The following is a 10996-nucleotide window of genomic DNA, read 5'->3' as shown; positions in this document are numbered from 1 at the left end:
ACGGCGGCGATCCGCTCGACGGCCGCGCCGCCGGCCCGGCCCGCCACGCACGCGACCAGCTCCGCGAAGCCCGACTCGGCGAACGCGGCGCCGTCGCCGGCGCGCACCGCGTGCTGGCGCAGCGCCGAGGACACGGCGAGCACCGGCACCTCGCCGCCCAGGTGGCCCCGGTCGATGTCGCGGATGCGCCGCCACGCCGGGTAGAAGTCGGTCTTGGTGAGTACGCACACGACCGTGTCGCACGCCGCGCGCGCCTGCCGCAGAAAGTCCATCTCCGTGCGGGTCAGCTCCTGCGAGGCGTCGGTGACGAACAGCACCGCGTCGGCCATCGCGGTCGCCGCGAGGCTCGCCGCCGCGTGCGCCGACCCGAGGCCGCCCACGCCGGGCGTGTCCACCAGCACGAGGCCCTGCGCGAGCAGGTCGTGGTCGACTCCGAACTCGACGCCCGCCAGCCGCGCGCCGTCGGGCGCCGGCACCGTCTCGCCGCCCTCGACGACGAACCGGCCGGCGTCGGCCACCGCCACGGCCGTGCGCGACAGCGGCGCGCCGTCGGCGGCGTCGGTGTCGAAGACCAGCGCGGCGGTCGGCTCGTCGGCGTGGCGCACATATGTGGGCACGGCCGTGGAGACGTCGTCGTCCACCGGGCACACCGCGTGCCCGAGCAGCGCGTTGACCAGGGAACTCTTGCCCTGCTTGAACTCGCCGGCCACGACGACGTGCACGTTCGGCTCGGCCAGCGCCCGCCGCGCGGCACTCAGCTGCGCGGTGAGATCGTCCCGCCCGTACGGCGCGACGACCCGCAGCGCCCGCTCCACCACGACGCTCGCCCGCCCGAGCACCCCGCCCTCACCCGCGCCACCCCCACCTCCCACGCAGGCGATTGTGCCCCATCCCCGCCCGCCCGCCCACCCACCACGGACGAGTCGACATTGACTCGGTCAGCGGCGTTCGAAGGCGGTTTTGCAGCGGACGCAGGAGGTTGCCGTGGGGTAGACCTCCAGGCGTTCGGCGGGGATCTGGCGGTCGCAGTGTTCGCAGCGGCCGTACTCGCCGCGGTTGAGGCGCTCCAGGGCGTGTTCGAGCTGGTCGCGGCGGGCGTACAGGGTGGCGACGAGGGTGAGCTGCTCCTCGTGGGCCGCCGCGCGGCTGCCGGCGTCGACCTCGTCCTCGCCGGCCCGGTCGGCGCCGGCCCGGCCGGTCGCGTCGGCGTCAGCCAGCGCGACCTCGTGGGCGGCGCAGACGTCCAGGTAGAGGCCGTGCAGGAGGTCCCGCAGGCTGTCGTTGTGCGCGGCGGCGGGGTTCAGCACCGGCGGAACATCCATGATGGTCATGCCGCCGCTGTTACCCGCCGCCGCGTACGCGGAAACGTCAGCCCTTCACCGCGCCGGCCAGCAGGCCGCGGACGAAGTAGCGCTGCAGTGCGAAGAACACGATGAGCGGGATCACAATGGACACGAACGCGCCCGCCGTGAGCAGCTCCCACCGGCTGCCGAACCCTCCCGACAGCTGGGCGAGCCGCACCGTCAGCGGGGCCACCTCGGGGGTGCCGCCCGCGAACGTCAGCGCGACGAGCAGGTCGTTCCACACCCACAGGAACTGGAAGATGGCGAACGACGCGAGCGCCGGGGTGGCCAGCGGCAGCACGATCGACCGGAAGATGCGCAGGTGGCTCGCGCCGTCGACGCGGGCCGCCTCCATCACCTCGTGCGGCAGCTGCGCGATGAAGTTGTGCAGCAGGAACACGGCCAGCGGCAGGGCGAACATGGTGTGCGCGAGCCACACCGGGAAGTACGTGCCGCCCAGGTTGAGGGCCGGGATGATCTGGACGGAGCCGAGGTGCGCCCCGCCGGAGAACAGCTGCAGCAGCGGGATGAGCGCCATCTGCAGCGGCACGACCTGCAACGCGAAGATGATGAAGAAGATCGTGTCGCTGCCCCGGAACCGCACCCACGCCAGGGCGTACGCCGCCATCGAGGCGAACGCGAGCGGCAGGATCGCGGCGGGAATGGTGATGGCCAGGGAGTTGACCAGGTAGGGGAAGAGGCCTCCGCTGACGCCGAAGCCGCCCTCGACGAGGACGGTGCGGTAGTTGTCCAGCGTCACGGACGGATTGGTGAACCACGTCCACCAGCCGGTGTCGGCCACCTGGCCGGCCGGGCGGATGGAGGTGATGGCCAGCCCGACGGTCGGGATGGTCCAGACGACGGTCAGCGCGAGCACCAGCACGGTGGCCACCGGCGAGCTGAACGCCCGCCGGACCGCCTTGACGGCCGGCTCCTGCCGCGTCGGGGAGTCGTCACTCATCGGTTCGCGCGCTCCTTCCGCAGCTGGATGATGTTGTAGCCGACCAGGGGCAGCACGGCGAGGAACAGGATCACCGCGAGCGCGCTGCCGCGCCCGACGTTGAACTGCACGAACGACTGGGAGTACATCTCGTTGGCCAGGACCTGGGTGCCGAAGTTGCCGCCGGTCATCGTCCGCACGATGTCAAAGATCTTCAATGTTGTGATCATGACGGTGGTGAGCACGACGACCACGGTGCTGCGGATCATCGGGATGGTGATGCGGAACAGCATGCTGGCCCCGCCCGCGCCGTCCACCCGCGCCGACTCGATGACGTCGCTGGGAATGGCCTTGATGGCCGCCGACAGGACCACCATCGCGAAGCCGGTCTGCACCCAGACCAGGATCACCATGAGCAGGAAGTTGTTCAGCGTGGGGGTGAGCAGCCAGTTCGGGGGGTTGTCCCAGCCCAGCGCCAGGCAGATCTGGCTGAGCAGGCCGATCTGCGGCTGGCTGGGATCGCGGTAGTCGTAGACGAACTTCCAGATGATGCTCGCGCCGACGAACGAGATGGCCATCGGCATGAAGATCAATGACTTGTACGCCGACTCGCCGCGCACCCTGTCGACCAGCAGCGCCAGCGTGAGCCCGAGGACGGTCGTCACCAGCGGGGCCACGATGATCCACAGCAGCGTGTTGATCAGGATGTCCTGGATCGCCGGCGTCGTGAACGACCAGACGTAGTTCTTCCAGCCGAGCATCTTCGTGCCGTTGGCGTTGGAGAAGCTCAGGTACATCGTGCGGACCGCCGGGACGACGAGCCCGATGACGAGCAGCAGGACCGCCGGGCCGAGCAGGACCGCGATGGCGACCGGCCGCTCGAAGCGCCCGGTGGCCCGCCCGGCCGCGAAGAAGATGAACAACAGGACGGCGAGGAAGACCGCCACCACCTCGACGACCAGGAGCAACTTGAACCCCGAGTCGACGAGCGTGGAGTCGGCGAGCACCGCGCCCGGGTCAGACAACATCGGCTTTCCCTCCGGGGTGGGTGGACGGTCGTCGCGGCCCGGTGGACCGGACCGCGACGACCAGGAATCGGATGCGCCGTGCCTACTCCGGCCAGGCCGCGTCGATGTCCTTGACCACCTTGTCGATGCTCTGGCCCTGCGCGAACCAGGCGGTCATCGACTTCCACTCCTGACCGGCGCCGACGGCGGCGGGCATGAGGTCGGAGGCGTCGAACCGGAACGTGCCGCTCGTGTCCGACAGCGCCTTGGCCGACAGGGCGTCCAGCGGGTCGGTGTAGAGCGCGATATCCACGCCGTTGTTGGCCGACACCCAGCCGGGCGCGGTCTTGACGCGGCTGCTCGCCCACTCCGCGCTGGACAGGTAGTTCTGCACGGCCTGCACCTCGGGCCGGTCGGCGAACGCGGTGACGAACTCGCCGCCGCCCACGACCGGGGTCTTGATCGCGGGGTTCACCGGCGGGAGGTAGAACGCGAAGACGGCCTTGTCCGGGCCGATCGTCGTGCCGGCGGGCCACTGGGCCCGGTAGAACGACGCCTGCTGCAGCATGTAGCACTTGCCGGACAGGATCGGCTTGCCGGCGTCCTGGAACGTCGTGGTCGCGATCGTCTTCACGTCGCCGAAGCCGGCGTTGACCCAGGCCGGGTTGAGCATCCAGCCGGCCACGGTCTCCATCGACTGACGGATCTCGGGGGAATCGAACTTGATCTGGTGGCTGATCCACTTGTCGTAGACGTCCCCGCCGTGCTGGCCGAGGACGACCTCCTCCAGCCAGTCGGTCGCGGGCCAGCCGGTGGCCGTGCCCGAGCCGATGCCTCCGCACCACGGCTTGGCCTTGCCATCGGAAGCGATCTTGGCGCTGAGCGTCATGAGGTCGGCCCACGTGGTCGGGACCGTGTAGCCCGCGTCGGCGAACGCCTTCGGCGAGTACCACACCAGGGACTTCATGTTCGAGCTCATCGGCGCCGCGTAGAACGTGCCGTCCACCGAGCCGTACGTCTTCCACGACGGGGCCCAGTACTTCTCCACGTTGGCCACGGTCTGCTGCGGCGGCTTGACGACCTTGCCGGTCTGCACCATCTGCTTGAGCAGACCCGGCTGCGGGATCGGGGTGAGGTCGGGGGCGTTGCCGCCCTGCACCCGCACGGGCAGCTGCGACTCGAAGTCGTTGGAGCCCTCGTACGAGATGGTGATCCCGGTGCACGAGGAGAACTCGGCCCAGGACTTCTGCAGCGAGTCCGACTCGGGGCTGATGATGGACGCGAACATGGTGACCTTCTTGCCCGCGTGCCCGGCGTAGGCCTGGTACTTGGCGCAGTCGCCGGTCAGGGTGGGCACGGGCCCGGAGGCCTCGTCACCCGAACCGTTCTGACAGGCGGCCAGGGCGAGCACGAGCGCGGCGGCCGGGGCCGCCACCCGCAGGACGCGACTCCGCCGCGCCCTCATGATGACTCCTTCGACTGGTCTGTGGCATACATACTGTCCTCCTTGACAGGCAGGACCCGGTTACGCTCCGTGTTCCAGAGCGCACGTCTGGGTGCCAACTCATCCCATGCAAGCCCGCGACGCGCGTGGAGTCCAGCATTTCCCTGAGATCAAGTCAGTAACTATCGGGTAACAACGCCCCGGAAGCGGACATGACGGTGCCCCCGGGGGCGTGTGAACTGTGGACTGTCCGGTGCGGTCAGCCGACGGCCGACAGGACCGACAACGCGTTCGGGCAGCCGTAGTAGCGCACCTGGTCGACCCGCCGGAAGCCCACGGAGGCGAGCGCGGCCCCGGCGTGCGGGCAGCGGGCCACGGTGCGGGCCACGGCCGCGCCGAAGGAGGCGCCCGCCCGCACGGCCGCGCCGGCGAGCGCCGCGCCCACCGCGGCGGCGGTCGCGCCGTCCAGCCGGGGGTCCACGATGAGGTCGGCGATGACCGCCTCGGCCGGACCGGGGGCGTCCTCATCGGACTGCGGGTAGACCAGGGCGGCGCCGGACAGGCCGTGCTCGTCGCCGGTGAGCAGCAGCCCGTCGGGTCGGTAACGCTCGTCGGTGGTCCACCGGGTGAAGGTGTCGCGGGCGTCCGCGTGGCCGCACCGCGGGTACGCGTGGGCGACGAGGTCCGCGACGGCCTGGTTCAGGTACTCCCCGGGCTGGGCGGGGCGGACCGGCACATCGCTGGGTGGCGGCTGGTCGACGACCGGCAGGGTCGCCGTGTACAGGTGGCCCGTCTGGACGGGCTGCCAGCCGGCCTTGTCGAACAGCCCCCAGCCGACCGGGCGGCTCTCCGGGATGGGCCCCGCCGTGAACGCGATCCCCGGGCGGGCCGCGGCCACCGACGCGGCCGCGCGCAGCATGGCCGTGCCGAGCCCGGCGCCCCGCGCCGACGGGTGGACGAGGGGACCGATCAACTGGCCCATGGCCTCCAGGGTGGCGGGCCACAGCATCGCGGCGGCGGCGACCAACCGGCCGCCGTCACGAGCCAGGAGCAGGGTCGTGGCCGCCGTGCCCGTGGGCCGCAACCGCGAACGCACCGCCGCCGGCGTGATGAGCTGCTGGTCCGGCCACCCCCGGACAGCCGCGTACGCCACGTCCGCGAGGTCGGCGTCGAGCTCGTATGAGGGCCGGTAGTCCACGGTCTCGATCAACAACAACACCACCCGTCGAGGGCCCCCCGGGCGGACGCGCCGTGCCTCCGCGGCGGCCACGCCGTGACTACGCTGCGTGGCCCGCGCGCCAACGCGCCCACCCGGTCACCCGACGACGCGGAGCCAGCTCGGCGCGGCATCGGGGAGTTCCTGCGCCCGGTCATGCCCATCTTTGATCACTCAGAGTAAGCGGACACGTACACATGCACATGAGATATCATCGTCGTTATGCTCTGCAGAAGCAAGAGCCGATGCACGTGCATCTCGCTGGCGAACGCCCCTCGACGCTGGCGCACCCGCATCCCGTCCCCGCAAAAGGAGAAGCTCTGATGCAGCATCTCTACAACGGAATGCCCGCCACCGACCTCGCGGCGGCCCGGTGGCAGAAGAGCCAGCGCAGCAACCCCCACGGCAACTGCGTGGAGATGGCCCCGCTGCCGGACGGCAACGGCGTCGCCGTGCGCAACTCGAAGGACCCCGAGGGTCCCGCCCTGCTGTTCACCTGGGCCGAGATCGCGGCGTTCGTCAACGGCGCCCGCGACGGGGACTTCGACAACCTGCTCGGCTGACATATACCCGCACGCCCTGCGGGTCGGACACGACCCGCGGGGTCGTACGGTCGGCTGTGGTACCTGACGCACCGCCATGGCATGCTTACGCCGACGAATGCAAAATGCACCGCGAGGGTCGAAGCCGGGCAACCGACGACGGCGCGGCGACAGGTCACAGATCACGCGGCACACATCACGCGGAGGGTTGGCAGGTGACGATGGCTGAGCCGTCGGGTGGACCGAGCAGCGGGCCCACCGTCCTGCGCATGCTCCTCGGCGCCCACCTGCGACGGTTGCGCGAGGCCGCCGGCGTGACCCGCGAGGACGCCGGCTGGGAGATCCGCTCGTCCGAGTCGAAGATCAGCCGCATGGAGCTCGGCCGCGTCAGCTTCAAGGAACGCGACGTCGCCGATCTGCTCACCCTCTACGGGCTCGACGACGACGAGGAACGCACGCGCCTGCTCGCGCTCGCCCGCGACGCCAACACCCCCGGCTGGTGGCACCGCTACGGGGACGTCCTGCCCAGCTGGTTCCAGTCGTACCTGGGGCTCGAGGCCTCCGCCTCGCTCATCCGGACGTACGAGGTGCAGTTCATCCCCGGCCTGCTGCAGACCCCGGAGTACGCGCGGGGCGTCATCCTGCTCGGCAACGCCACCGCCAAGCCCGACGACGTCGACCGCCGTGTCACCCTGCGGATCAAGCGGCAGGAGGTGCTCACCCGCACCGAGCCGCCGCAGCTGTGGGCCGTGGTCGACGAGGCCGCCCTGCGGCGCCCGATCGGCGGCGCCGAGGTCATGCGCGGCCAGCTCGAGGCGCTGCTGGCCGCGACCAAGCTGCCCAACGTGCGGCTGCAGGTGATCCCGTTCCGCGCGGGCGGGCACGCTGCCGCCGGTGGCGCCTTCTCCATCCTGCGCTTCCCCGACCAGGACCTCCCCGACGTCGTCTACGTCGAGCAGCTCACCAGCGCGCTCTACCTGGACAAGCGCGACGACGTCGACCACTACGCCGAGGCCATGGAGCGCCTCTGCGTCGAGGCGGAGCCGCCGACGCGCACCAGCGAGATCCTCGAGAGGATCCTGCGCGACCTGCCCGCCTGAACTTTCACGGTTCAGTCGGCCCTGACCTGCGCCGCCACCATCACCCTTGGCTGTCCCGCGAGACCGCGACTTAACATCGACGTCGATTTATTCGACGCTCTCGTGTGGACAGGCGGACCCCCCGTGCCCAAGAAGACCCTCCTGAAACTGGCCCTCGCGGTCATACCCCTGCTCGCGGCGATCGCCATCGTCGTGACCGTGCCGGCGAAGCCCGCCGCCGCGGCCTCCCTGCAGGAGATCACCGGTTTCGGCACCAACCCCAGCCAGCTGCGCATGTTCCTGTACGTCCCGACGAGCGTGACCGCCAAGCCGGCCATCGTGGTGGCGGTGCACTACTGCCACGGCGACGGCCCGGCCTTCTTCGCGGGCAGCGACTACGGCCGCCTCGCCGACCAGTACGGCTTCATTGTGATCTTCCCGTCGGTGACGCAGGCGTCCGACGGGTGCTTCGACGTGGCCTCGTCGGCGTCGCTCACCCACAACGGCGGCAGCGACGCGCTGGGCATCGTCTCCATGGTCACGTACGTGAAGCAGCACTACAACGGCGACCCCGACCGGGTGTACGCCACGGGCGTCTCCTCCGGCGGCATGATGACCAACGTGCTGCTGGGCAGCTACCCGGACGTGTTCAAGGCGGGCGCCGCCTTCGCGGGCGTCCCGTTCTCCTGCTTCGCCGTGAACCCCGACTCGCTGCGCTGGAGCGACGACTGCGCCAAGGGCCGGGTCACCCGGACCGCGCAGGAGTGGGGCGACGCGGTGCGCAACGCCTACCCGGGCTACACCGGACCCCGGCCCCGGATGCAGCTGTGGCACGGCACGAACGACGAGATCCTGTCGTACGTCAACTTCGGCGAGGCGATCAAGCAGTGGACGAACGTGCTCGGCGTGAGCGCGACACCGACGTCCACCGAAGCCAACACCCCGCAGTCGGGCTGGACCCGCACCCGCTACGTCAACTCCGCCGGGGTGGTCCAGGTCGAGGCGGTGAGCATGCAGGGCGTCTCGCACAACCTGCCGGTGGTGGCGGCCGAGGCGATCCGCTTCTTCGGCCTCACCGCCACGGGTACGACGTCCGCACCGGTGACCACGCGCGCCGCGACGTCGGCGCCCGTGACCTCCGCGCCTGTCACCACCCGCCCGGTGACGTCCGCGCCGGTGACCACGCGTCCGGTCACCTCAGCGCCCGTCACCAGCCGGGCCGCCCCGTCGGCGCCCGTGACGACCGGCGCGACCGGCGGCTGCACCGCCACGTACACACTGCAGAGCGCCTGGAACGGCGGGTTCGTGGCCAGCGTCAAGGTCACGGCGACCGCGGCGATCAACGGCTGGCGGGTGACGATCACCCTGCCCGGTGGAGCGGCGGTGTCGAACATGTGGAACGGCACCCACAGCGGCACGACCGGCACCGTCACGGTGACCAACATGCCCTACAACGGCAAGCTGGCCGCCGGGCAGTCCACCGAGTTCGGGTTCCAGGGCACCGGCTCGGCGGCCGGGGCCACCGTGACCTGCACGGCCGTCTGACCGAAACGATCGCCGTAGACTCGGGCGAAGGCGCGGCCCGCACCGGGCCGCCGCCTTCGCCCGTACTCGGAGATCATTTTGACGCAGTCCACCCCTGGCGCCCGCAACACCCGCCAACGCGGGGAGGTTCTCGCGTTGATGGCGGAGACCGATGACTTCCGCAGCGCCCAGCAGCTGCACATGCTGCTGCGCGAGCGGGGCGCCAGCGTCGGCCTGACCACGGTCTACCGCACCCTGCAGCTGCTCGTGGACGCCGCCGAGGTGGACACCATGCGCCTGCCGTCGGGCGAGCAGCTCTACCGCCGCTGCGGGCAGTCACACCACCACCACCTCGTCTGCCGCACCTGCGGCACCACCGTCGAGGTCGAGGGGCCGGCCGTGGAGCGCTGGGCCGACCGCATCGCGGCCGAGCACGGCTTCACCGACGTCAGCCACACCCTGGAGATCTTCGGCACCTGCCCCCGCTGCGCCGAGGTCTAGCCAGCTGTCCAACCGCGTCCAGGATCGGCCGCACGGAAGCTTTCACCGGGCGACGATGGGACCCGATGCCGGCACCGAGGCCCTCCCCCGTGGGCCGCACCGGCCACGACACCTGGCCGGGGCGTCCCAGCCCGGCCAGGTGTCGCAGACTGGACCGGAGCCGCTGGCCGTACGATGTGTGACGCCCCGGCTACCCTGGTGCGCATCGACAGCTTTAAGGATCCAGCGCGCGGCGTCGACGCCGTGCACACCCTCGCCGACCTCGCCGGGGTCCTGCGCGACCTCCGCCGCCGCCACGCCCGCCGCAGCGGCGGCGCGCCGCTGTCCTATCGGGAGCTGGCCGCCGCCGCCGGCTGGTCGCACGGCATCATCGGGGAGTACCTGGCCGGCCGGGTGCTGCCGCCGACCGACCGCTTCGACGTGCTCGTCCGCCTGCTCGGCGCGTCCCCGGCCGAGCAGGGCGCGCTGGCCACCGCCCGCGACCGGGTCGAGGAGACCCGCCGGCAGGCCATGGCCGCCACGCCGGCGGCGCCGGTCCCCCGGCAGTTGCCGGGGGAGGTCAGCGGGTTCACCGGTCGCCAGCGGGAGCTCGCCACCCTCGACGCGCTGCTCGGGCAGCCGGCGGCCGGGCCGGCCACGGCCGTGGTGGTCACCGCCGTGGCCGGCACCGCCGGGGTCGGCAAGACCACCCTCGCGCTGCGCTGGGCGCACCGCGTCGCCGAGCGGTTCCCCGACGGCCAGCTCTACCTCGACCTGCGCGGTTACGACCCGGACCGGCCCGTGAGCCCGATCGGCGCGCTCGCCACGCTGCTCACCGGGCTGGGCCTGAGTACGGCCGACCTGCCGACCGACCTCGCCAGCCGGGCCGCCCTCTACCGCACCCTGCTGGCCGGCCGCCGGATGCTCATCGTGCTGGACAACGCGGGCACCCCCGACCAGGTCCGGCCGCTGCTGCCCGGCTCGGCCACCTGCCGGACGCTGGTCACCAGCCGGGACAGCCTCGCCGGGCTGGTGATCCGCGACGGCGCCCGCCGGATCGACCTCGACCTGCTCACCCGGGAGGAGGCGGTGGCGCTGCTGCGTACCCTCCTGGGTGAGCGGGTCGACGCGGAGCCGGCGGCGGCCGCGGACCTCGCCGACCGCTGCGCCCGGCTACCCCTGGCCCTGCGCATCGCCGCCGAGCACGCGGCGGCGACCCCCGGGCGCCTGCTCGCCGACCTGGCCGACGACCTGCGCGACGAGGCCACCCGGCTGGACCTGCTCGCCGTCGACGGCGATCCGCGGGCCGCGCTGCGCGGCGTGTTCTCGTGGTCGCACCGGCACCTGCCGCCCGCCGCGGCGCGGGCGTTCGACCTGCTCGGCCTGCATCCCGGCCGCGACATCGACGCCGCGGCCGTGGC

General features: G+C 71.7%; 11 protein-coding genes. 5 read left to right on the top strand and 6 right to left on the bottom strand.

The features are described 5' to 3' along the window. The 6 genes from ABD211_RS25300 to ABD211_RS25275 all read right to left on the bottom strand — a co-directional run. Positions 1 to 872, bottom strand: an 872-nt coding sequence (locus ABD211_RS25300; RefSeq protein WP_344136902.1) for a dynamin family protein, incomplete at its 3' end; no start/stop codon positions are given. Positions 873 to 938: 66 nt separating this feature from the next. Further along, positions 939 to 1331 carry a TraR/DksA family transcriptional regulator gene (locus ABD211_RS25295; RefSeq protein ID WP_344136899.1) on the bottom strand — a complete coding sequence of 131 codons (393 nt, stop codon included), beginning with the start codon at positions 1329 to 1331 and terminating at the stop codon, positions 939 to 941. A 37-nt stretch (positions 1332 to 1368) separates the two neighbouring features. After that, positions 1369 to 2304, bottom strand: coding sequence for a carbohydrate ABC transporter permease (locus tag ABD211_RS25290; RefSeq protein WP_344136896.1), 936 nt, complete (start codon positions 2302 to 2304; stop codon positions 1369 to 1371). Beyond that, on the bottom strand, positions 2301 to 3311 hold the full coding sequence (locus ABD211_RS25285; RefSeq protein WP_344136893.1) for a carbohydrate ABC transporter permease: 1011 nt from the start codon (positions 3309 to 3311) through the stop codon (positions 2301 to 2303). Before ABD211_RS25285 ends, ABD211_RS25290 begins: the two co-directional genes overlap by 4 nt. An 82-nt stretch (positions 3312 to 3393) precedes the next feature. Then, positions 3394 to 4755 (bottom strand): ABC transporter substrate-binding protein, encoded by a 1362-nt coding sequence (locus ABD211_RS25280; RefSeq protein WP_344136890.1) that lies wholly within the window; start codon positions 4753 to 4755, stop codon positions 3394 to 3396. A gap of 238 nt (positions 4756 to 4993) precedes the next feature. Next, positions 4994 to 5956: a GNAT family N-acetyltransferase gene (locus ABD211_RS25275; RefSeq protein WP_344136887.1), complete on the bottom strand. Its 963-nt coding sequence runs from the start codon at positions 5954 to 5956 to the stop codon at positions 4994 to 4996. 317 nt (positions 5957 to 6273) lie between these two features. Here ABD211_RS25275 and ABD211_RS25270 point away from each other — a divergent pair, with 317 nt between their 5' ends. From ABD211_RS25270 to ABD211_RS25250, 5 genes are all read left to right on the top strand, one after another. Next, complete coding sequence (locus tag ABD211_RS25270; protein WP_344136884.1) at positions 6274 to 6513, top strand: DUF397 domain-containing protein; 240 nt, start codon at positions 6274 to 6276, stop codon at positions 6511 to 6513. Between the two features lie 248 nt (positions 6514 to 6761). Next, the gene (locus ABD211_RS25265) at positions 6762 to 7592 is read left to right on the top strand and encodes a helix-turn-helix domain-containing protein (protein ID WP_344136904.1); all 831 of its coding nucleotides are present in this window, start codon (positions 6762 to 6764) and stop codon (positions 7590 to 7592) included. Positions 7593 to 7715: 123 nt separating this feature from the next. After that, complete coding sequence (locus ABD211_RS25260; RefSeq protein ID WP_344136881.1) at positions 7716 to 9116, top strand: extracellular catalytic domain type 1 short-chain-length polyhydroxyalkanoate depolymerase; 1401 nt, start codon at positions 7716 to 7718, stop codon at positions 9114 to 9116. A gap of 78 nt (positions 9117 to 9194) precedes the next feature. After that, entirely contained in the window at positions 9195 to 9596 is a 402-nt protein-coding gene (locus ABD211_RS25255; RefSeq protein WP_344136878.1) for a Fur family transcriptional regulator, read from the top strand. 198 nt (positions 9597 to 9794) lie between these two features. Continuing rightward, positions 9795 to 10996, top strand: a 1202-nt coding sequence (locus tag ABD211_RS25250; protein WP_344136875.1) for a helix-turn-helix domain-containing protein, incomplete at its 3' end; no start/stop codon positions are given.

It is taken from the genome of Luedemannella flava (assembly GCF_039528515.1).
GTDB classification, from domain to species: domain Bacteria; phylum Actinomycetota; class Actinomycetes; order Mycobacteriales; family Micromonosporaceae; genus Luedemannella; species Luedemannella flava.
The sequence above is the reverse complement of the archived record's forward strand: the minus strand, read 5'-3'. Positions and strand labels throughout refer to the sequence as shown.

What these genes read in the sequence shown, in the direction of transcription:
- ABD211_RS25290 (WP_344136896.1), bottom strand. Translation starts at nt 2,304, where the DNA reads ATGAGTGACGACTCCCCGACGCGGCAGGAGCCGGCCGTCAAGGCGGTC.
- ABD211_RS25280 (WP_344136890.1), bottom strand. Translation starts at nt 4,755, where the DNA reads ATGAGGGCGCGGCGGAGTCGCGTCCTGCGGGTGGCGGCCCCGGCCGCC.
- ABD211_RS25265 (WP_344136904.1), top strand. Translation starts at nt 6,762, where the DNA reads ATGCTCCTCGGCGCCCACCTGCGACGGTTGCGCGAGGCCGCCGGCGTG.
- ABD211_RS25270 (WP_344136884.1), top strand. Translation starts at nt 6,274, where the DNA reads ATGCAGCATCTCTACAACGGAATGCCCGCCACCGACCTCGCGGCGGCC.
- ABD211_RS25285 (WP_344136893.1), bottom strand. Translation starts at nt 3,311, where the DNA reads ATGTTGTCTGACCCGGGCGCGGTGCTCGCCGACTCCACGCTCGTCGAC.
- ABD211_RS25295 (WP_344136899.1), bottom strand. Translation starts at nt 1,331, where the DNA reads ATGACCATCATGGATGTTCCGCCGGTGCTGAACCCCGCCGCCGCGCAC.